This window comes from Streptomyces sp. NPDC045678 (assembly GCF_056432085.1).
Genome location: NZ_JBWKJS010000009.1, coordinates 361,059 through 382,801, shown reverse-complemented (window position 1 = coordinate 382,801; position 21,743 = coordinate 361,059). Strand labels below are relative to the sequence as shown.

Sequence of the window (21,743 nt, the reverse complement as noted above, 5' to 3'; positions counted from 1 at the left end):
CTTGGGTGGTGCACCGCTCGCACTGCTCATGGAAATCTCTGTACTCCCGTCCCCCTGGAGCCCCCGTGACGATCACCTCTCCCCACCTCGGCAGCGCGGACAGCTGGACCGACGCCCGTCTGCTCTACGCGCTGGAGGAAGTGGTCGAGCAGGAACTCAATCGCCACCTCAAGGTGGCCAAGGACTGGATGCCCCACGAGTACGTCCCGTTCTCGGACGCCCGGAACTTCCCCGGCTTCTTCGAGGACGGCGAGGCGTGGGAGAAGGGCCAGTCCCCGGTCACCGACATCGGCCGCATCGCCCTGGTGGTCAACCTGCTCACCGAGGACAACCTGCCCAGCTACCACCACGAGATCGCCTCCCTCTTCGGCCGCGACGGCGCCTGGGGCACCTGGGTGCACCGCTGGACCGCCGAAGAGGGCAGGCACGGCATCGTGATGCGCGACTACCTCCTCGCCTCGCGCGCCGTCGACCCGGACCAGCTCGAGCAGTTCCGGATGGCGCACATGAGCGAGGGCTTCGAGTCGGACAACCGCCACTCGATGCTGCACTCGGTCGCGTACGTCGCCTTCCAGGAGCTCGCGACCCGCATCTCGCACCGCAACACCGGCCACCAGTCGGGCGACCCGGTCTGCGACCGCATGCTGGCGCGCATCGCCACCGACGAGAACCTCCACATGGTCTTCTACCGCAACCTCCTGAAGGCCGCCTTCGAACTCGCGCCGGACCTGACCATGCAGGCCGTGCGGGACGTCGTGGTCAACTTCCGCATGCCGGGCCACGGCCTGCCGGGCTTCGAGCGCGCCGCCGCGCAGATGGCCATCGGCGAGGTCTACAACCTGCGGATCCACCACGACGACGTGCTGCAGCCCGTGCTGCGCCACCTGAAGGTCCTGGAGATCGACGGCCTCGGCCCCGAGGGCCTCAAGGCGCAGGAGGAGCTGGGCTTCTTCATGGGCGGGCTGGACTCGGAGGCGTCGAAGTTCGACGAGAGGCTCGCCGCCCGCAAGGCGCGGATGGCGGCGCGGGGCGCCTGACCCTACCCACCCTCACCAGTGCGTTCGGCAGCTGCTTCGACCGTGCCCCCGACGAGGTCGCGGAGCTGGGCGCGTGCCGTGATCCCCAGTTTGGGAAAGCTGCGGTAGAGGTGGGAGCCCACCGTGCGCGGGGAGAGAAAGAGCCTCTCCCCGATCGCCCGGTTGGTCAGCCCCCGCGCCGCGAGCCCGACGATCTGCCGCTGCTGCGGGGAGAGTCCGGCGAGCGCGTCGGGGGCCACCACGTCGGGGACCGTGTGCGGGACACCGAGGCCCGCGGCGCGCGCTTCGTTGCGGGCGCGCTCGGTCCACGGGCGCGCCCCGAGCCGCCGGAACGTCTCCAGGGCTTCGGTGAGCAGCGGTCGCGCCTCGGCGATGCGCCGACGGCGGCGCAGCCACTCGGCGAAGTCCAGCTGGGCCTGGGCATGTTCGAAGGGCCAGTACGTACGGTCCGGGCCCGCCAGGGCCGCCCGGAAGTGCGGCTCGGCATCTTCGGTGGCCGCCAGCAGGCCCCGCGCCCGGCTCATCAGCGCCCGCAGGCGGGGTGAGGCGTTCTCCCCCAGCGCCCGCGCGGCGCGCTCGACGATCGCCGCGGCCTCCTCGCGCCGACCGCTGCGCACGGCGACGGCGGCGAGATCCGCGAGAGCCGGATGGGAGGCGTGGTAATGGACGGGCGTGCCGTCCTCGGTGAAGACGGCACGCAGCTGGTCGTAGGCGGCCTCGTACGCGCCGTCCGCGGCAGCCGCGGCACCGAGCGCCCGCCGGGCGTACACGGCGACGGAACGGCTCTCCAGCGGATCGATCAGGTCGAGGGCGTCCCGGGCGCGCGCACGGGCCGCCGCGGTGTCCCCCTGGAAGGCCAGCACTGCGGCATCCACCGCCGCCGCGCAGGCCACGGCGTGGTCGAGCCCCGCCGCCGACCCGACCGCGGCGATCCGGGCGACGGCCTCACGCGCCCGCCCCCACCGGCCGCGCTCCACATACGCCCAGGCGATGGCGCCGCCGAGCCCCTCCGGCAGCGACCCCTGCGCCGCCCAGCGGTCGAGGGCCTCGTCGAAGACGCGGACGGCCCGCGGTGTCTCGTCGAGGAGCCACGACATGATCCCGAGAGCGACGAGCCGTTCCGGGTGTCCGTGCGTCCCGGACTCCAACGTGGCCAGTACGTCGATGAGTTCGTCCCGGTCCTCGAGGGGGTCCGTGACCGTCCGTACCCAGACACGGGACCAGATGTCGACGTCGCGGGCAGGGAGGCGGCGCAGGAGCTGCTGGACGCGGACGCGGTGGGCGTCCTCTCCCGAGTAGAAACGGACGACGGCCGCACTGCCGAGCAGGTCGAGCGCGGCCCCGGGGTGACGTCCCGTCAACTCGGCTGCGGTGTCCGACAGTCGGGGCAGGACCACGGAGTGGCGTGCGGTCAGGACCGCGAGGCGCCCGGCGCTCACGGCCGCGGAGGACAGCAGCGCCTCGTCGTCCGTCCGTGCGCGGACCCCGGCGGTCAGCTCCTCGATCCAGGGGAGGTCACCGGTGAGCACGGCCGTGGCGGCGGCCTCGACCAGCAACCGGGCGCCGTCCTCGCGGTCCGGTGCCAGCTGCGCGGCGCGCTCGAGGGCGGTCGCCGCCGCCGCATGGCCGCCCCGTCGGCGCGCCCGGTCGGCGGTCAGTTCGAGCTCCGCCGACACGACGGCGTCCGGACCCGTGCAGGCGGCGGCCAGGTGCCAGCTCCTTCGGTCGGGTTCGTGCCGCAGCGCGTCGGCCAGCGTGCGGTGTGCGGCTCGCCGGGCGTCGGAGGTGGCGGCGTGGTACACGCCGGACCGGGCCGTCGGGTGACGGAACCGGACCCGTGGGCCCGCCCGCAGGACAAGACCGGCCTGCTCGGCGGGCAGCCAGATGTCGTCCTCGGCGTCCGGCAGTGCGCCGGGGGCGGTGATCGGGGCGTCGACGCCGTCCATGGCGGCCAGGAGGAGCAGCGCCCGTCCGGTGGCGGCGGGAAGCCCGTGCAGCCGGGCCGCGAAGACCTGCTCCAGGCGATCGCCGGGCGGGAGGGGAAGGGGGCCTGCGGGCGGGACGGTGCCGGTGGCGTCGCGCACGGTGGTGACGGATCGTGTCAGTTCGGCCAGCGCCAGCGGGTTGCCGGCGGCCTCTTCGAGGATGCGCGCCCTGGTCCGGCCGGTGGGCGGCATCGGCTGCAGTTCCAGGAGCCGGTGGGCGGAGGTGGCGTCGAGCGGGGCCAGGGTGAGGGTGGGGGTGTGGCGGCCGAAGCCCGGGAGACGGGCGCCGTCGCCGCGGGCGCTGTCGCCGCGGGTGTCTGAGGTGCCGGGGCCGCTCGAAGTGCCGGGGCCGTTCGAAGTGCCAGGGCCGTTCGAAGTGCCGGGGCCGCTCAAAGTGCCGGGGCCGCTCGAAGTGCCAGGGCCGCTCAAAGTGGCGGGGCCGCTCGAAGCGCCGGGGCCGCTCAAAGTGCCAGGGTCGTTCGAAGTGCCGAGGCCGCTCAAAGTGCCGGGGCCGTTCGAGGTGCCGGGGCCGTTCGAGGTGCCGAGCAGCATCGTCACCGGTTCGCCCGCCAGCCGTGCGGCGGCAAAGGCGAGCGCGTCGAGCGACGAGCGATCGAACCAGTGGGCGTCGTCGAGGATCACGACGACGGGGTTCCGTTCGCCCAGCGTCGACAGCAGGGTCAGGACGGCGAGCCCGACCAGCATGAGGTCGGGCGGTCCCTCTCCCGCCCCCGCGCCGAACGCTTCCCGCAGGGCCGCGCGCTGCCGCTCCGGGAGCTCCTCCGCCTCCGCCGACACCGGCCGCAGCAGCCGGTGCAGGGCGGCGAACGCCAGACGCGCCTCCGATGCGCTTCCCTCGGCGCGCAGGACCCGTGCGCCGTCGGCCGCGGCCCGGCGCGCCAGCCGGTCGAGGAGCGCACTCTTCCCCAGGCCCGCCTCGCCCACCAGCAGCAGAGCGCGGTCGGCCGACTCCGGGTCGACCGCACGGAGGAGGCGCGCCCACTCCTCGTCCCTGCCGACGAGGAGGTCGTCTGCGTGCTGGTCCACGGATGCTCCAGGAGTCGTACGGCGTGTGCGCGGGTGCAGTCACATGACGGATACCGGGGCCGCCGCGGCCGACCGTACGGTCTCGGAAAAGCCGCCGCGATCAAGGACAGCCCCGTGGAACAGATACAACTCGGCGATGTCACCGTCACCCGGATCCGGGAATACTACGGATCCGTCGAGATGACCCCGGAGACCTTCTTTCCGGAAAGCCCGAAGGAGGTGTGGGAGGACGCCGCTTCCTGGCTGAGCCCGCATTTCCTGAACTCCGGGACCAATACCGTGCATTCCGCCATCCAGACCTGGCTGGTGCGGAGCGAGGGCCGGAACATACTGGTCGACACCGGTGTCGGCAATCACAAGGAGCGCCCGTACGCCCCGGTCTGGCGGCATCTGGAAACCGACTTCCTCGCCGAACTCGCCAGGGTCGGTGTCGCGCCGGAGGACGTGGACGTCGTCATCAATACGCATCTCCACGTCGATCACGTCGGCTGGAACACGTATCTGGACGGGCGGGACTGGGTGCCCACGTTCCCCAACGCCACATATCTGATGCCGAAGGCCGACTTCGACTTCTGGAATCCCGCGTCCGGTCACACGCCGCGGCTCGGCCGGGGCAACCAGAACGTCTTCGAGGACAGCGTGGCCCCGGTGCACGAGGCGGGCCTCACGGAGCTGTGGGAGACCGGCCACCGCATCGACGCCAACCTCCGCCTGGAGTCGGCCCCCGGGCACACGCCCGGTTCCAGCGTGCTGACCCTGGCCTCGGGGACGGATCGCGCGGTGTTCGTCGGCGACATGCTGCACAGCCCCGTGCAGATCCTCGAACCGGACACCAACAGCTGTTTCTGCGAGGACCCCGCGGGCGCCCGCGCCACCCGGCGCAAGATCCTCGGCCGGGCGGCCGACACCAACGCGCTCGTGATCCCCGCGCACCTGGGCGGCCACGGCGCCGCGGAAGTCGTGCGCGACGGCACGAAGTTCGCCATCAAGGGCTGGGCGCCCTTCACCCCGTACTCCGAGCAGGACTGAGAGCACCGGCACTTCAAGCAGGACCGGGAGCACCGGCACTCCGAGCACCACCAAGAGCACCGGCCGAAAGGCAGAGGCACCACCATGAACCACCACCCCGTCGTGATCACCGCGCAGGGCGCCGTCCGCGGCCTGCGCCGCAACGGCGTCGCCACGTTCCTCGGCATCCCGTACGCCGCCCCTCCGAGCGGAGCCGGACGGTTCGGCGCACCCGAGCCGCACGCGCCCTGGGGAGGCGTGCGGGACGCCACCGCGCCGGGCCCCACCGCGCCCCAGCCCGAACGCAGGCTCGGCGGCATCGACATGTCCCCGTACTTCGGCACCGGTTGGAGCCACGGCGCCGACTACCTCACCGTCGACGTCCGGGCACCCGCAGCCGCCGGCAGCGGCGGTCTGCCCGTCATGGTCTTCGTCCACGGCGGCGGATTCGTCGCCGGATCGACCCGGTCCGCGCTGTACGACGGATCCGCCTTCGCCCGCGACGGCGTCGTCCTCGTCTCCCTCAACTACCGGCTCGGCATCGCCGGTTTCCTCGACCTTCCCGGAGCGCCCGCCAACCGCGGCCTGCTCGACGTCGTCGCCGCGCTGCGCTGGGTGCGCGAGAACATCGCGGCCTTCGGCGGTGATCCGCGGAACGTCACCCTCTTCGGCCAGTCCGCCGGGGCGACCATCGTCGGCGGTGTCCTCGCCGAGCCCCGGGCGGCGGGCCTCGTCCGCAGGGCGATCGTGCAGAGCGGCAGCGGTCTGGGGGCGTTCACCCCCGAGCAGGCCGTTCGGGTCACGGCCGCGGCGGCCGCCGCGCTGGGCGTCGAACCCCGTGCCGAGGCCTTCGCCGACCTCCCCGACGACCGTCTCGTCGCGGCCTCCTCCCGACTCGCGGGCATCGACCTGCGGACGGCGACGCACCACGACCCGCTGCTCGGGCTCAGCCCTTTCGGTCTGGTCCTCGGCACCCAGCCGGCCGCGTCCGTCGCCGAGGGTCTCGGCTCGGACGTCGACCTGGTCGTCGGAACCAACACCGAGGAGGGGAACCTCTATCTGGTTCCCCTGGACCGGTACTCCACCTCGACCCTCGATGACGTACGCGCCGCGGCGGCGAGCGCGCATCCGGACCCGGCGCGGCTGATCGAGACGTACCGCAGGACGCGGCCCGAGGCGTCCTTCGGGGAGCTGCGGTCCGCCGTCATGGGTGATGCGCTGTTCGGCGCGGGCAGCCGGGCCCTCGCGGACGCGCATGCGGCGCACTCCGCGTCCTCGACCCACCGGTACGAGTTCGCGTGGCGCTCGCACGCGCTGGGGGGCGAGCTCGGCGCCGCCCACGCGATGGAGCTGCCCTTCGTCTTCGACCTCGCGCACCTTCCCCGACTGCACGGCCCGGAGGCCCTGCTCGGCCCCGATGCGCCACCCGCGGATCTCGCCGCCCGTATGCACGCGGCCTGGGTGCGTTTCGCCGCGACCGGCGACCCCGGCTGGGCTCCCTACGACGTCACGCGGCGGACCACGATGCGTGTCGGCGCCGAGTGGACGCAGGTCGACGACCCGCGTGGCGAGGAGCTGGGGGCCTGGGCCTGACTCGCGCCCGACTCGTTCCGCACGGTCGGGTCATGGATACCGGCCGCGCGGCCCTGTCGCATCGATTTACGACCGCCCTCCGCGGTGCGACTGTGGGCGAGGGGGTGAACCCATGGCGCAGATGGCGCAGACCCACGAGTGGATGTTCTACGAGGTCATGTGGCGCAGCTGGGCGGGCCGGGCGCACGTGCCCTATCCCGTGCCGTGGTGGGCGCAGCAGGCCTTCCGGCGCTGGAGCGACGACTTCGACTCGGGAACGTACGAGTCGAAGGAAGCCGCCCTGGCCTCCAATGCCCTGTACCGCTACTGGCACATGGTGGGCGTGAAGGACCACCGTCAGGAGTCACTGATCGGGCAGGCCGGTGAGATCGAGCCGGTCTACGACAAGTACTGCTTGTTCTTCTTCCTCCACGATCCGGCGACGGGTGCCCTGCACCTGCCGCAGCTGCCCGGCGACGGCACGGTGTCGCAGCGCATGGAGGCGCCGCACCTGCCGGTCGTCCTCACGGACTTCCGCGGCCCGGACGGCGTCGAGTTCGTGCAGCGCACCTTCGCCACGACCGTCGGCGCACGGCAGCGCGATCTCGTGGTGACCCGGGTGACGGTGGGCACCGCGACCGGTCAGCCGCGCGAGGGCCTGCTGTGCGCGGCGGTGATGCCCGCGGGCCCGAGCGGCTTCCAGCGGCACGACCGCAACGGCCGGCAGATCACCGACCGGAGGCTGACGTTCCTGCGGCACCTGCCGGCGGAGAACCGGGTGGAGACGAACAGCGGCTGGGGGCCGGTGTTCGACACCGTGCCCGAGCAGTACGGCGTGTACGGCAACCCGGACTTCAGTCACGACCCGGCCTCCTATCTGGCGCACAGTCCGTTCCACGACCTCGTCAACGGCGGCAAGCTGAACGGCGCCGGGCAGGCGCAGGACCAGGTCGCGGGGTTGTGCAGCGCGGCGTTCGCGTGGCCGTTCCGGGTCACCGACGACGAGGTGTTCGAGCTGGACGTGCGGCTGCCCGTCGATCTGTACAGCGGGGCCGGTGACCTCGCGGAGATCAGGTCCGTACCGGCCGGCGAGCTGGAGGAGGCCAACCGGGCGTTCTGGACGTCGAAGCTCCTCGGGCAGGGGATGCAGCCCGAACTTCCGCGGCCCGTGGCGCACTTGACGGACCTGTTCCGCGAGTCGCGGTCGCAGCTGCTGATCCTCTCCGACCACGGAGAGATCCACCCCGGCCCGACGGTGTACGACTCGTTCTGGATCCGCGACTCGTCGGTCGAGGCCACGGCCTGCTCGTTGGTGGGCGACGACGCGCTCGCCGAGCACCAGCTGGGCACGCACTATCCGTTGAAGTTCAACCGCGGCACGGGACGGATCGGCCCCTGTGCCGAGTACGGCTTCTACGGAGGCCCGCACGAGCGGGACGACCGTGAGTGGGACAGCAACGGGCAGGCGCTCTGGGCGATCGGCCGCTTCGACCGCACGAAGGGCCGCGCCGCCGCGTTCGGCGCGAAGTTGTACACGCCGTACGTGATCGACGGGGCCCGCTGGCTGCGGGACAACCGTGACCAGTACGGGCTGCTGCACAGCGGCTGGAGCGCCGAGCATCTGGGCGAGCGCGACAAACCGCACTACTGGGACGACCTGTGGGCGCTCGCCGGTCTGTACGAGGCGGCGCGGCTCGCGGAGCGCATCGGTGCGCCGGACGTGCCCGAACTGTGGGCGGCTTTCGACGACGTGAAGCGTGCCACGGCGGCCTCGGTGCGCTGGGTCCTCGCGGAGCAGCGCGGGCGCGGCGCCTGGGAGACGTACATCCCGACCGGCCCCGGCGATGTCGGCCGGCTCGACTCGACGATGATCGGCACCGCGGCGTTCTTCCACCCGCTGCGGCTGCACATGGGCAGCAAGCTCGGCACCGACATCGACACGGCGGCACGCTGCACGCTCGACACCATGTACGCCCACTTCGTGCGGGGCGGCTACCGGCACGAGGCGGCCTGGAACGCCTACGGCCCGTACCTGACCACGCAGTTGGCGCACGCGTATCTGCTGGCGGGCGACCCGGCGCGGGCGGACGCGTTGCTCGGCTGGATCGTCGGGGCCGCCTTCCCGCGGACCGAGGAGCGGGCGGTGGCGCTCGGCGCCTGGAACGAGCAGCACGCCTTCACCATCGCCTCGGACTTCCACGAAGTACCGTCCAGGCACTGGTACATGGGAGACATTCCGCACGGCTGGGCCGCCGCGGAGTATCTGCTCCTGATCCGCGACATCCTGCTGTTCGAGGCGGACGAGGACCGCGATCCGCATGTCTACATCGCGCCGGGCGTACGTCCGCACTGGGTGCCGGACGGGGAGACGGTGGCCGTCGAATCCGCGCCGACGCTGTTCGGCAGGCCCTTCGGCTACCGGCTCACGCACGACGCGGGCGACCGGACGGTGACGGTGGAGGTGACCGAGGCTCCGGAGCGGGTGCGGTACGTCTATCCGTGCCGGTTCGGGCGGGTGCGGTCGGTGTCGGCGGACGGGCGGCAGCTGCCTGTCTCCGGTGACGACGTACAGGTCCCCGCGGGGACGCGGCGGTTCGTGGTGACGTACGCCTGACACCGCCGAGAACCCGCGGGCCCCATGATCAGCAGGGGCCCGCGGGTTCGAGTCAGTCGGGGTGGTCGGCGATATCGGCGGTTCAGGCGCGGGGTTCGCGTCTGAGGGCGTACCGCTCCTTCTCGGAGAGTCCGCCCCAGACGCCGAACCGCTCGTCGTTGTTCAGTGCGTACTCCAGGCAGGCCGTGCGCATCTCGCACATCTGGCAGATGTCCTTCGCCTCACGCACCGAGCTACCGGGCTCGGGGAAGAAGAATTCGGCTCCGGTCTGGGCGCACAGAGCCTGCTCCTGCCAGGCGAGTTCGGGCTCGGCTGTCATCTCGATCTGCATGGAACCGATGCTGTCCCACCGCGCGAAACAACCGATCAACGAACGATCAACGACCGTTTGGCCGAGCTCCGGGCGGCTGTGCCCGGAGGCCGCCCCGCTGAGGGCTGCCCAACCGCGGCCCCCGCGAAACAGCGCTTCGGCACCCGGTCCAGGACTGCGAGCCCGGGCACCGAAGGCTACGCCCCCGAACTCCGGCCGGCCTACTGGCCCTGCTCACCGGACGGCGACGGCTGCAGCACCGCGAACTTCGCCCCCGCCGGGTCCGCGAGCTTCGCGAAGCGCCCCACGCCCTCCATCGAGACGGGCTCCATGCGCACGGTGCCGCCGCTCCGCCGTGCCGTGGCGGCCGTGGCGTCGCAGTCGTCCACCTGGAAGTACGGCAGCCAATACGCCGCGTCCTCGGCGGGGTCGCTCGCCAGTGGCACGATGCCGCCGAACATGTCGTCCGCACTGCCGTCCGCCGGGTGCACCATCGTGTACGACCCGCCGGGGAAGGCCGCCTCGGTCGTCTGCCAGCCGAACACGGTGCCGTAGAACGCGGTGGCCGCTGAGACGTCCGGGGTGTAGAGCTCGGTCCAGACCAGGCCGCCCGGTTCGTTCAGGACATCGAGGCCTTTGAGCCCACCCTGCTGCCACACGGAGAACGGGACGCCCGCGTCGTCGACGAGGCCGGCCATGCGGCCGAGGTCGAGGATGTCCACGGCCTCGAAGAGGGTGCTGCCACCTGCCTGTTCGACCGCTTTCACCGTGGCGTCCACCTCCGGCGTGCGGAGATAGAGCGTCCAGGCCGGTGCGGCCTCGTCACCCGAGATGGCCATCGCGCCGGCGGCGGTGCGGCCCGCGAGCTGGTACTGGCTGTAGCCGCCGACGTCCGCGGCGCCCCGCTGGAGCTCCCAGCCGAACAGCTCGCGGTAGAACCCGCTGACGTCGGCGAGGTCAGGAGCGCACATGTCCACCCAGACGGGTGCACCTGTCACGAAACGGTTATTGAGCATGATCGACTCCTTTGTCGGATCTCTCTTCCGCACTTAGGAGTCTGGCACCCCCCACTGACAATCGGCCCGCCCGGCCCTCACCACGTCATTTGATGAAGGGAAAACATTTCTGAGAGCGCTCTCAGTCACAACTCTTGACGCCGCGATCACCCGTCGAGACAGTGGTGCCCCCCACACGACAACCCCCCACGCAACCGCGCAGGAGACCTTCCGTGATATCGCGTCGAACGTTCCTGACCACCGCAGCCGGCGCCGCGGGCGCCCTCACCTACCCCGTCTGGGGCAGCGCTCTGAGCCCCGGCGCCCAGGCGGGCGGCAGGGCCGCGCCCGCCACGTGCGAGCTGGCCCTCGCGAACAAGTCGCTCCCCGGCCAGGTGCGCGCCTACGTCACGGGCCACGAGCAGGGCACCGGCCGCTGGGTGCTGCTCAAGCCGGACGGCGGCGTGTACCGACCCGAGTCGCCGTCGGCCCCGCAGACCCCACTGCCGGTCGACTGCGCCATCCCGCTCGGCGCCGCGGGCTCCGCCCCCAAGGTCCTGACCCTGCCTCAGATGTACGGCGCGCGCGTCTACTTCGTGCGCGACGACAAGCTGGACTTCTTCCTCAACCCCGGCCCCGCCCTCGTCGAGCCCGCCTTCGCGACCCGCGCGGACCCCAACTACGGCCGCACGTGGTCGTTCTGCGAGTTCACCTTCAACCCCCAGCAGCTGTACGCCAACATCAGCTACGTCGACCTGGTGACCGCGCTGCCCATCGGCCTGACCCTGGAGGGTGACGGCAGGCACACCGTCGCCCCGCTGCCCGACGGCGCCGTGGGCAGGATCGCGGCGGATCTGACGGCCCAGGCGGGGAAGGACGGACAGCCCTGGGACAAGCTGGTCATCCGCGGTGACGACGGCGGCGTACTGCGCGTCATCTCGCCGCAGAACCTCATGGCGCCGTACTTCGACCGACCGGACCAGATGCCGTTCCGGGACGTCTGGAACAGCTACATCGACAAGGTGTGGGACAAATACCGCGGCACGGACCTCAAGATCGATCTGCAGGGCGGCCGCGGCGTGTTCACCGGACGGGTCAACGGCGACGTCCTGACCTTCAACGGCGGCCACTCCTTCCGCAAGCCGACCTCGAAGGACATCTTCACCTGCAACCACGGCCCGTTCGCCAACAACCCGAACGACCCCGACGACAAGAAGGGCCTCCTTGCCCGGCTCGCGGCGGGCTTCAACCGCAGCATCATGCTCACCCACCCCGCGCAGCCGAACGGCACGAGCACGGCGGACTACTACCGCGACCCGGTGACCAACCACTGGTCGCGCGTCGTGCACGCCAACTCCCCCATCGGGTACGCCTTCCCGTACGACGACGTACGTCCCGACGGGCAGCCGGACGTGTCGGGCGCGGCGCACGACGGCAATCCGCGGCGGTTCACGGTGAGCGTGGGTTCGTAGCCCGGACGGCGACCGGCGAGGCCGGGGTCACGACACAGGCTCTTACGCGGAGGCGCGGCGCACGAGGGCTGTCGGCAGGACCACACCGGCAGACCCGGCGCCACCCTCCGCCTCCCCCTCCGCACCGGCCGACCCGCGCTCCGCTCCTCCCCGTCCGCGGAGCAGCATCCCGGCCATCAACCGCCCCATTCCCTCGATGTCCTGACGGACCGTCGTGAGCGGCGGGTCGGTCTGCTCGGCGACCGCGAGCATGTCGTCGAAGCCGACCACCGCCACGTCGTCCGGCACCCTGCGGCCCCGCTCGCGCAGCACCCGCAGGGCGCCGGACGCGGTCAGGTCGTTGGCCGCGAAGACGGCATCCAACTCAGGTTCGCGGTCGAGGAGTTCCCGCATCGCGCGCTCCCCGCCGGCCGGGGTGAAGTCGCCCTCCGCGATCAGTGCGGGGTCGACGTCGGACAGCGCGTCGCGGTACCCGTCGAGCCGGTCGACCGCGGACGTCTGGTCGAGGGCGCCGGTGATGTGCGCGATACGGCGTCGCCCGAGACCGACCAGATGCGCCACCGCTTCCCGCGCGCCGCCCCGGTTGTCGCAGTCGACATAGGGCGCGTCCGGCCCGCCGCCCTCCGCCTGGGGCCAGCCGGGGCGCCCGCCGAATACGGTGGGGACGGCGGCGCGGCGGATGATGCCGGGCAGCGGGTCGTCCAGGTGCAGCGAGAAGACGAGCGCGCCGTCGACGTGCCCGCCCGCGAGGTACCGCCCGACCCGCTCGTGATCGTCCCGTCCCTCGGTGAGGAGCAGCACGAGCTGAATGTCGTGCGCTGTCAACTCCTTGCTGATGCCGCGCAGTTGCAGCGCGAAGAACGGGTCGGCGAAGACCCGGGTCTCCGGTTCCGCGATGACCACGGCGACCGCGTCGTGGCGCCGTGTGACGAGGCTGCGGGCGGCACGGTTGGGCACGTATCCGAGCTCGTCGACGGCCCGCCGCACCTTTTCGGCCAGCACCTCCCGCACCCCCGGGTCCCCGTTGACGACGCGCGAGACGGTGGCCCTGGAAACCCCGGCACGCGCGGCCACGGCCTCCAGAGTGGGACGCGGTTCCTCGGTCACCTTCGGTCACTCCTCCCTGACGGTGTCAGGAGGCATCTTTCCGCATGGGTGGCGGGAGGTATGCGTGAAGGGTTCGGGGAGGATTCGAGGTCGAGGCGCTCCTCGGCCGTCGCGGCGCCTCCTCAAGGCGGGTGATCGGCCGGCCGATCACCAGGGCATGAAAACTTCTGCCGCCGTCACCACGAACCGTGCCGTCTCCCGCCGCGCACTCGGCGTCGCCGCCGGACTGCTCGCCGTCGGATGGCCGGCCTCGGGGCTCACGACCGCATCGGCCCATGCCGTCGCGCCCCGGCCGGTGACACCCGTGGACGAGAGGGGGCTGCGGGCCCTGTTCGGATCGGAGAACCGGGTCATGGCCACGCGCGAACGGGTGGTCGCGGTGACGTTCAACGCCGCCTGGAACGAGGCGGGCCTTGATCAGATCCTCGCCGGACTCGGCCAGCGGCGCGCGCCCGCCACCTTCTTCCTGACCGGCGACTTCGCCCACCGGCACCCCAAGGTGGTGAAGAGGATCGCGGCCGCGGGACACGGCCTGGGCAACCACTCCTACAGCCACCCCTACTTCAAGGACCTGACCGCCGCCGGGCGGCGGCGCGAGGTGCGGGCCGCGGACCGTGCCCTGCGCACGGCCGGTGCGGGGGCCGCCCTGACCCCGTTCTTCCGTTTCCCCTACAGCGAGACCGCCCCCGCCCACATCAGGGAGGTCAACGGGCTGGGCTTCGCGGACATCGAGTTCACCGCCGACACCAACGGGTGGAAGGGAACCGAGGGCGGTATGACGGTGGACCGTGCGGTGCGCAGGGCCGTGGACGCCCTGCGCCCCGGGGCGATCCTGCAGATGCACGTGGGTGCCTCCGAGGGGCGTACGGACGTGCTGGACGCCCGGGCCCTGCCGCGCGTTCTCGATGCGGTCACCGAGCGCGGGTACCGCGTCGTCGACCTGCGCGCTCTCCTCACGTCTCCCGCGCCGCGGCGGCCGCGGACCGTGCTGCCGGAGGGTGCCTGACCTGCGTACCCTGCCCCCTATGTTCAAGAAGCGGAGAGAGCGCAAGCTGGCCGAGCTGCACCAGGAGCTGGGGGTCGCTCTGCGGGATCCGGACGCGGCGGTTCGCGCCAAAGCCGCGGTCGGTGCCGCCGAGGGCGCCGACCTGGAGTGGGCGCTTCGGGAACTGGCCGAGGCCGTGGCGCGCGAGCCGTGGACGGACGACTTCCACGAGACCGTGGTCGACGGCTTCAGTGCCGCGCTGCGTCGCGACGCCGGGGTGCGGCAGCGTGTGGAGGGGATCGTCGCAGGGCACCTGGACGACCCTGAAGGCTTCCTGCGGGCGTGGGCCCGTTTCGTCGAGGAGCTCGGCGGGCCCCCGGCCCTGCGGGAGGCCGGCGAGGACATCCAGGACGACATGCGGGAACGCCTCACGTACCTGCGCGGGCAGGGCTGGACCCCGCAGGGGCTCGACGGGGTCGGACGGCCCGGTGACTTCCAGCGTGACCTGGCCTTCGACTTCGCCGTCATCCTGACGTCGCTCGTGGTGCGCAGGAACGAGCCACTGAGCGAGGAGGACGCGGAACGGCTGCGGGGGCGAGCACGGGCCCGGCTCGCGGAGGCGCTGCCCCTCGCGCCGGGTTCCAAGGAGCGCACCGACCTCCTGGTCGACCTCGCGCAGGCCGCCGACGACGACTCCTGGACGGAACGCGCCCAGGTCGGACTTCTGATCGACGAGGCACTCGGCCTCTGCGCCGACGAGGACCCGGACCGTGGCACCCTCGGCGTCGAGTTGCTCTCGGACCTGCTGCTGTTCAACGACACACTGCGGTACGGCCCCGTCCGCCGGACCCTGGACCGGCTGGCCGCGGCGGACCCCGGTCCCCGCGTGCTGGCCGAGGTGCTGCGCTGCTACGACGAGCTCCAGACGCACAGGCCCCTGGACGAGCCGCCGTACTCGCTGTTCCTCGAGGCCCTGCGGCACCCCGACGCCGACGTGCGCCAGGCCGCCGCCAACGGCCTCGACCCGTTGGCCGAGGGCTCCCCCGTGGAGCGCGAGGCCGTGGAGGGGCTCGTCGCGCTCCTCGACCACGACGGGGAGACCGCCGTCCGCGTCGCCGCCGCGAGGACACTGGCGAGCCTGGACTGCGCCGATGAACGCAACGACGGAGCCGCCACCGACGCGTTGCAGCACCACGCCGACTCGCCGGTCCCCGCCCTGCGCGCGGTCAGCTTCGGCGACGCACTCGCACGGAACATTCCGGACACGTACGACCGGCTGCTGCACGAGCTCGAATCCCCAGACGTCCACTGGGGTTTCGTGGTGGCCTGCCTGTCCGCCGCGTCGGACGACGGGTTCCGGCTGCCCGACGACATCCGCCCCCGGGTCCTCGAACGCCTGGAGCGCCTGCGGGCCTCAGGCTGGACCGACCGCTGCGCCGAACCGGACGGCTACCCGGACCCGGACGACCTCGCCGAGATGATCGCCACTTTGACGGAACGGCTGCGCGCCGGCGCGAACTAGCCGTGGTGGTGCCCTCCGGAGGCCTCGGCCGAAGCCTCCGGAGAGGACTTCGCGGGCGGGGACCCGGGCGACGACTTCAACGCCCCCGCATGATGCGGCTCATAGTCCGGAATCGTCCCGTCCGCCTTCTTCACCAGGAACAGCCCCGCCATCCCCATGTCCGAGTGGCTCTGGACGTGACAGTGGTACATCCACGCCCCGGCCCCCACCCCCTCACCCGCGACGACCTGGAAGCCGAAGGAGTCGCCGGGGCCGGTGATCTTGTCGTCGATGATCCGGCTCGGGTCGTCGGGGCCGGTCAGCAGGCCCGTGCGGTTGTCCGCCCAGTGATGACCGTGCACGTGGAACGTGTGGTAGTACTCGCCGTGGGTGATCGAGACGAACTCGACGCGGTCGCCCACGGTCGCCTCGAACGCGGGGGCGTCGTGACCCGCCTTGTTGTTGATCGTCATGTCGTTGAAGACGACGGTGAACGTCTTGTCGGGCAGCAGGTCGCCCTTGCGCCGCACGATCAGACCGCCGTAGAGCCCCTTGCGCACGCCCGTGGTGCCGTGATCCGTGCCGACCACGTGGTCGTGGTAGTGCCAGTAGCCCGCCGTGCCGGGGCGCCACGTGCCGTCCTTGCGGCGGCCCGGCGCGTGCGTGCGCCACGTGTACGTGCGCCTGCCGCCCGGCTCCACATGGCTCCTGGTGTGTCGCGTGCCGTCGCTCGAGATCTCGTAGTCCATGCCGTGCACATGCAGGCTCGCGTCGACGTCCATCGTGTTCTCGAACTCGATGTGCAGCGTGTCGCCCTCGGTCAGCTCGATGAGCGGGCCGGGTACGGACGCCTTGCCCTTCTCCAGGCCGTACCCCATCTGCCCGTCGGGGAGCTTCTCCGCGTACATCTTGATGCGCTTCACCTCGCCGCCCGCGGGCGCCGTCCTCGGCGGCGCCTCCGCCGTCCTCGCATCGGGCGCACCCGCCACCGACAACGATGTCACCCCCGCCGCCGCTGCCGCGCCGCCGACGAGCATCCGGCGGTTGAAGCTGCGCCTGTCCAGATCCCGTCGGTCCGATCGGTCCATGACGAACTCCCCACTGCGCTAAGGAGACTGGCGGGACACAGGAGGCCCCGGAGACGGCCACACGGTATCGGCCACATCTTTGTTTATCCACACGCAGGACAAAGTTGGCGCTATCGCGGTGATACCTATTGGCGAGTCGCGAAAAGAGGTCTAGCTTCGTCGGCGCTGTTGCTGTGACCGACGAGGGGTGGGTGTACTCATGCGGCGCACACCGCATCAAGGGCCGTTGCACGTACGAGGGTTGAGCAGAAATCGACGCAGACCGATCCGCGGGCGCCGGGCCTGGGCGGCCGCGCTGCTGTCCGGCGCGATGGTCACCGGGGCGCTCTCCGCGCAGGCCGCGTCCGCGCGGCCGTACCCGGAACCGTCGTTGACAACGATGTCCCTTCCCTCGCCGCCCGGCGGGGCCGACGTCAAGGTCCTGGTCTTCCACGGCTCGGCCGCGGGCGGCGACGAGTCGCCCGTCGTCAACGCCGGGATCGAGGCCATCGAGAAGATCGGGCAGACGGGCCCCGCGGCCCAGCGGTTCAAGATCGTGGCGACGGACGACGCGTCCGTCTTCACCGACGAGAGGAAGCTCGGAAAGTTCAACGCCGTCGCCTTCCTCACCGGCGGCGGCGACGTCCTCGACGCCGAGCAGGAGGCGGGCCTCGAGGCCTACATGGAGGCCGGAGGCGGCTTCCTCGGCATCCACGACGCGGCCCGCGCCGAGCCCTACTCGACCTGGTTCACGGGCCTGATCGGCGCCCGCCCCGCCGACGCGAGCCCGGCCGGCGTCCAGCGCGCCACCGTCGAGGTCGGCGACCGCGAGCACCCGGCGACCAAGGACCTGCCGCTCCAGTGGAAGCGCCCCGACCGATGGCTGAACTGGGCGAAGAACCCCTCCGGCGACGTCCACACGGTCGCCCGCGTCCGCGAGTCGACCTACCAGCCCGGCGCGGGCAAGAACGGCTGGGACCACCCGGTGTCCTGGTGCCGCGACTACGACGGCGGACGCTCCTTCTACACGGGCATGGGCGGCACGGCGGCCTCGTACGACGAAGTGGACTTCCGCGGCCATCTGCGGGGCGCCCTGCTGTGGACCACCCGCATCGCGCGCGCCGACTGCCGGGCGACGATCAACGCCAACTACAAGGCGGAGCGCCTCACCCAGGCCAACCAGCCGGGCAAGAACGACCAGATCGGCGAGCCGCACGGCCTGGTCACCGCGCCCGACGGCAAGGTGTTCCACATCGGCCGCGGCGGCGCCGACTCCTCGCAGCCCGTCGTCACCGACTGGAACGACCCGGACATCGGCAAGGGCACGGGCGAGATCCACGTCTACGACCCGAAGACCAAGAAGTCGACGCTCGCGGGCGCGCTGACCGTCTTCGGCAACAAGGGCGGCGGCGACGAGCTGGTCAAGGTCGAGGAGGGCCTCCTCGGCATCGAGCTCGACCCGAAGTTCGAGCGGAACGGGTGGGTGTACCTGCACTACACGCCCCACTCCAGGATCAACCGCGAGACGCACATGGGAGAGCGGTACGTCTCCCGGTTCACCTACGACCAGGGCACGGGCAAGCTCGACATGGGCAGCGAGAAGGTGCTGCTGAAGTGGCCGGTGCAGATCCACAGCTGCTGCCACGCGGGCGGCGGGATGGCCTGGGACTCCAAGAACAACCTCTACATCGCGACGGGTGACAACAACTCGTCCGGCTTCTCCGACGGCTACTCGGGCAACAATCCGCAGCCGAACTTCAAGGGCGTCTCGTTCGCCGACGCGCGCCGCACGGCCGGCAACACCAACAACCTCAACGGCAAGATCCTGCGCATCCACCCGGAGGCCGACGGGACGTACACGCTCCCGGAGGGCAACCTCTTCACCGGCAAGGAGCCGGACGAGGGCGGCGGCAAGACGCGCGGCGAGATCTACGTGATGGGCGTCAGGAACCCGGCGCGCATCAGCATCGACAAGAAGACGGACACGCTGTACGCGGGCTGGGTCGGCCCGGACGCGGGCGCGCCGTCGACGACGTGGGGGCCCGCCAAGTACGACACGTTCGCGGCGATCACCCACGCCTCCAACCGCGGCTGGCCGTACTGCATGGGCAACAACCAGCCCTACCGCGACCGCAATCTGCCGGACCCGACGAAGCCACTGGGCTGGTACGACTGCAAGAACCTCAAGAACGAGTCGCCGAACAACGACGGCCTGGTGAACATCCCGCCGGCCGAGCCGAACAACATCTGGTACTCGCCGCAGGGCGGCGGCGTCGACTATCCGCGGGACGCGAAGGGCGTGCCGAGCTACAAGACGGAGGAGCAGAAGATTCTCCTGCCGTGGCTCAAGGGCGGCGGCCAGGCCACGATGAACGGCCCCGTCTACCGCCTCGACGCGGCGAACGCGAGCGCCGACAAATGGCCCGCCTACTGGGACGGCAAGTGGTTCGTCGGTGACTTCTACGACTCCGACCAGCCACGGCACGCGGTGGTGACGGACCCGAAGACGGTCGGCAAGGGCGGCCTGCCCGTCCACGCCGAATCACTGAAGAAGATCATTCCGATCGGCAACGACGGCATCAAGAACCTCATGGACTGGAAGTTCGCGCCGGACGGCTCGCTGTACGTCCTCGACTACGGACGCGGCTTCTTCACCTCGGACTCCAAGTCGGCGCTGTGGCGCGTGACGTACAAGGGCGGGGCGCCGACGCCGGCCGCCGGTGACCTGGCCAGGAAGGCGGGATGATGCGATCTCCGACGCCGCAGGCCGCACGGTCCGCACAGCGGCGAAGGCTGTACACAGCGCTGTTCGCCGCGCTCCTGATGGTGCTCGGCCTGACGTCGACGGCGGCGGTGGCACGCCCCGACAACGGGGGCCTGTCCGCGCGGGCGCAGACGCTCACCTGGACCGCCGACAACGACATCGCCAAGTACAAGTCGGCGCCGACCACGGCGGTGGCGGGCCCGACGACGATCGTGTTCGAGAACAGCGAGGCGACCGGCAACACGACCGGCATGCCGCACACGCTGACGTTCGACACCTCCGACCCGGAGTACAACACCGACGTCACGCTCAACCTCCTCGCCAACCCCAACGACGACATGGGCGGCAGGCACACCGCCGAGGTGACGCTCACTCCGGGCCGCTACCGCTACCACTGCACCATCCCCGGCCACGGTTCGATGCAGGGCGTCCTGGTCGTGACCGACGGCGGCGGCGAGGACACCACGGCGCCGGAGGCCACGGCGAAGGTCGAGGGGACCACCAACGCCGACGGCGCGTACGTGGGTTCGGCGACGGTGGCCGTGACGGCGACGGACGAGGGTTCGGGCGTCGACAAGGTCGAGTACGCGGTGGGGGCGGACGGCGCCTGGCAGCCGTACACCGCGCCCGTGGTCGTCGACCGGGTCGGCACCCACACGATCCGCTACCGGGCCACCGACAAGGCGGGCAACGTGTCCGCGGAGAAGGCGGCCGAGTTCAAGGTCGTCGCGCCGCCGACGGACGACAAGACGCCTCCGGAGACGTCGGCCACGGTGGGCGGCGAGAAGAACGACCAGGGGCAGTACGTCGGGATGGCGACGGTCACGGTGACCGCGTCCGACACCGGCTCCGGCGTCAACAAGATCGAGTACGCGATCGGTGACGGCGCCTGGACCGCGTACACCGCGCCGGTCATGGTGCACGAGGCGGGCGCCCACAAGGTCCGCTACCGCGCCTTTGACAAGGCGGGCAACCAGGCGGCGGAGAAGGCCGTCGAGTTCACCGTCGTCGCGCCGCCGGTGGAGGACAGGACGCCGCCGGAGACGTCGGCGAAGGTCGAGGGCAGCAAGGACTCGGACGGCGCCTACCTCGGGAGGGCGAAGGTGACGGTCACCGCCACGGACGCCGGCTCGGGGGTCGACAGGGTCGAGTACTCCCTGGACGGCGGTCCCTACCTCGCGTACGGGGCACCGGTCGTCGTCGACCGCGTGGGGCGCCACACCGTGGCGTACCGGGCGAACGACAAGGCGGGCAACGCGTCGGAGGCGAAGACCGCCTCCTTCACGGTGGCCGAGGGCGGTGGCGTGCCGGCTCCCGACTGCCCGGAGTACGACGAGCGGTTGACGGTGTTCGTGGGCACGGTCGACACGGGCATCCCGAACCGGGTCACGAACAACCGCTGCCGCGTGGGCGAGCTGATCGAGGACGAGAAGGAGTGGACGTCGCACGCGCTCTTCCTGAAGCACGTCAAGAGCGTGACGGACAAGCTCCTGAAGGCGGGTGAGATCGACCAGCGCGAGTACAGCAAGATCAATCGCGCCGCCAAGCAGTCCGGCATCGGCAAGCCCGGTCAGACGGAGGGCTACCGCAAGCTCTTCGACGGCACGCAGAAGTCCCTGGACCGGTGGGAGCAGGTGGGCGGCGGCAGGTTCGGCCTGAACGGCGACGGCTCGATCACCAGCTCCACGTCGGTGGAGGGCATGGGGATGCTGTGGTTCCCGGAGCGGAAGTACGGCGACTTCTCGCTGAAGCTCCAGTGGCGGGACGACGTAGCGGGCAACGGGAACACCAACGCCGGTGTCTTCGTGCGCTTCCCGCAGGTCCACGACCACCCGGAGGAGTCGCGTCCGGAGTGGGTCGCCATCAAGTACGGGCACGAGGTGCAGATCCACGACCGCCCGGACGGCGACATGTACAAGACCGGGTCGATCTACGGCTTCGACCGGGTGGGCCTGGCCGGTGCCGGTGTCACCCCGAAGGGCACGTGGAACGACTACGAGATCCGGGTGGTGGACCAGCACTATTCGATCTACCGCAACGGTGTCCTTATCAACGAGTTCGACAACACCGGCGGCCAGGAGTTCACGCCGCCGCGCGGTGACGACCCGGGCACCGACGGCCGCAGGTACGCGTCCGGCCATGTCGGGCTCCAGGTCCACGGTGTGACGGACGTGGTGTCGTACCGCGACATCCGGATCAAGGAGCTGTAGACGGCGCTCCCGCCGTGCCGCTCCTCGGTGCCCCTGCCCCCGTCCGGGGCGGGGGCACCGCTGTCGTGC

14 protein-coding genes are annotated in these 21,743 nt (G+C 71.3%); 9 read left to right on the top strand and 5 right to left on the bottom strand.

Features of this window, described 5'->3' with window-relative positions; genetic code table 11:
* Positions 1–65: 65 nt before the first annotated feature.
* Positions 66–1,037, top strand: a complete 972-nt coding sequence (locus AC07DO_RS30635) for an acyl-ACP desaturase (protein WP_479064004.1) — start codon at positions 66–68, stop codon at positions 1,035–1,037.
* 2 nt (positions 1,038–1,039) lie between these two features.
* On the opposite strand, the gene AC07DO_RS30630 is transcribed toward AC07DO_RS30635, so the two are convergent.
* The gene (locus tag AC07DO_RS30630) at positions 1,040–4,069 is read right to left on the bottom strand and encodes an AAA family ATPase (RefSeq protein WP_479064002.1); all 3,030 of its coding nucleotides are present in this window, start codon (positions 4,067–4,069) and stop codon (positions 1,040–1,042) included.
* A 114-nt stretch (positions 4,070–4,183) separates the two neighbouring features.
* Between AC07DO_RS30630 and AC07DO_RS30625 the strand changes: the two genes are divergently transcribed.
* The 3 genes from AC07DO_RS30625 (at position 4,184) to AC07DO_RS30615 (ending at position 9,263) form a co-directional block, all read left to right on the top strand.
* Complete coding sequence (locus tag AC07DO_RS30625) at positions 4,184–5,098, top strand: MBL fold metallo-hydrolase (RefSeq protein ID WP_479064000.1); 915 nt, start codon at positions 4,184–4,186, stop codon at positions 5,096–5,098.
* A gap of 84 nt (positions 5,099–5,182) precedes the next feature.
* On the top strand, positions 5,183–6,670 hold the full coding sequence (locus AC07DO_RS30620) for a carboxylesterase/lipase family protein (protein ID WP_479063998.1): 1,488 nt from the start codon (positions 5,183–5,185) through the stop codon (positions 6,668–6,670).
* Between the two features lie 112 nt (positions 6,671–6,782).
* Positions 6,783–9,263, top strand: coding sequence for a prenyltransferase/squalene oxidase repeat-containing protein (locus AC07DO_RS30615; protein ID WP_479063996.1), 2,481 nt, complete (start codon positions 6,783–6,785; stop codon positions 9,261–9,263).
* 82 nt (positions 9,264–9,345) lie between these two features.
* On the opposite strand, the gene AC07DO_RS30610 is transcribed toward AC07DO_RS30615, so the two are convergent.
* Positions 9,346–9,594, bottom strand: coding sequence for a WhiB family transcriptional regulator (locus AC07DO_RS30610; protein WP_479063995.1), 249 nt, complete (start codon positions 9,592–9,594; stop codon positions 9,346–9,348).
* Between the two features lie 200 nt (positions 9,595–9,794).
* Positions 9,795–10,589 (bottom strand): VOC family protein, encoded by a 795-nt coding sequence (locus tag AC07DO_RS30605; RefSeq protein WP_479063993.1) that lies wholly within the window; start codon positions 10,587–10,589, stop codon positions 9,795–9,797.
* A 212-nt stretch (positions 10,590–10,801) separates the two neighbouring features.
* Between AC07DO_RS30605 and AC07DO_RS30600 the strand changes: the two genes are divergently transcribed.
* Positions 10,802–12,040, top strand: a complete 1,239-nt coding sequence (locus AC07DO_RS30600; RefSeq protein ID WP_479063991.1) for a glycoside hydrolase family 64 protein — start codon at positions 10,802–10,804, stop codon at positions 12,038–12,040.
* Positions 12,041–12,082: 42 nt separating this feature from the next.
* On the opposite strand, the gene AC07DO_RS30595 is transcribed toward AC07DO_RS30600, so the two are convergent.
* Complete coding sequence (locus AC07DO_RS30595) at positions 12,083–13,147, bottom strand: LacI family DNA-binding transcriptional regulator (protein WP_479063989.1); 1,065 nt, start codon at positions 13,145–13,147, stop codon at positions 12,083–12,085.
* Between the two features lie 157 nt (positions 13,148–13,304).
* On the opposite strand from AC07DO_RS30595, the gene AC07DO_RS30590 reads away from it, so the two are divergent.
* Together AC07DO_RS30590 and AC07DO_RS30585 are read left to right on the top strand one after the other, a co-directional pair.
* Positions 13,305–14,153, top strand: a complete 849-nt coding sequence (locus AC07DO_RS30590; protein ID WP_479063987.1) for a polysaccharide deacetylase family protein — start codon at positions 13,305–13,307, stop codon at positions 14,151–14,153.
* A gap of 19 nt (positions 14,154–14,172) precedes the next feature.
* On the top strand, positions 14,173–15,654 hold the full coding sequence (locus tag AC07DO_RS30585; protein WP_479063985.1) for a HEAT repeat domain-containing protein: 1,482 nt from the start codon (positions 14,173–14,175) through the stop codon (positions 15,652–15,654).
* On the opposite strand, the gene AC07DO_RS30580 is transcribed toward AC07DO_RS30585, so the two are convergent.
* Entirely contained in the window at positions 15,651–16,697 is a 1,047-nt protein-coding gene (locus AC07DO_RS30580) for a multicopper oxidase domain-containing protein (protein ID WP_479064217.1), read from the bottom strand. The genes AC07DO_RS30585 and AC07DO_RS30580 overlap by 4 nt on opposite strands.
* A gap of 223 nt (positions 16,698–16,920) precedes the next feature.
* Here AC07DO_RS30580 and AC07DO_RS30575 point away from each other — a divergent pair, with 223 nt between their 5' ends.
* Positions 16,921–19,446 (top strand): ThuA domain-containing protein, encoded by a 2,526-nt coding sequence (locus AC07DO_RS30575; RefSeq protein WP_479063983.1) that lies wholly within the window; start codon positions 16,921–16,923, stop codon positions 19,444–19,446.
* Positions 19,446–21,674 (top strand): OmpL47-type beta-barrel domain-containing protein, encoded by a 2,229-nt coding sequence (locus AC07DO_RS30570; RefSeq protein WP_479064215.1) that lies wholly within the window; start codon positions 19,446–19,448, stop codon positions 21,672–21,674. The genes AC07DO_RS30575 and AC07DO_RS30570 overlap by 1 nt, the downstream gene beginning before the upstream one ends.
* Positions 21,675–21,743: the final 69 nt, after the last annotated feature.

What these genes read in the sequence shown, in the direction of transcription:
- AC07DO_RS30620 (WP_479063998.1), top strand. Translation starts at nt 5,183, where the DNA reads ATGAACCACCACCCCGTCGTGATCACCGCGCAGGGCGCCGTCCGCGGC.
- AC07DO_RS30615 (WP_479063996.1), top strand. Translation starts at nt 6,783, where the DNA reads ATGGCGCAGATGGCGCAGACCCACGAGTGGATGTTCTACGAGGTCATG.
- AC07DO_RS30610 (WP_479063995.1), bottom strand. Translation starts at nt 9,594, where the DNA reads ATGCAGATCGAGATGACAGCCGAGCCCGAACTCGCCTGGCAGGAGCAG.
- AC07DO_RS30605 (WP_479063993.1), bottom strand. Translation starts at nt 10,589, where the DNA reads ATGCTCAATAACCGTTTCGTGACAGGTGCACCCGTCTGGGTGGACATG.
- AC07DO_RS30590 (WP_479063987.1), top strand. Translation starts at nt 13,305, where the DNA reads ATGAAAACTTCTGCCGCCGTCACCACGAACCGTGCCGTCTCCCGCCGC.
- AC07DO_RS30585 (WP_479063985.1), top strand. Translation starts at nt 14,173, where the DNA reads ATGTTCAAGAAGCGGAGAGAGCGCAAGCTGGCCGAGCTGCACCAGGAG.
- AC07DO_RS30575 (WP_479063983.1), top strand. Translation starts at nt 16,921, where the DNA reads ATGCGGCGCACACCGCATCAAGGGCCGTTGCACGTACGAGGGTTGAGC.
- AC07DO_RS30570 (WP_479064215.1), top strand. Translation starts at nt 19,446, where the DNA reads ATGCGATCTCCGACGCCGCAGGCCGCACGGTCCGCACAGCGGCGAAGG.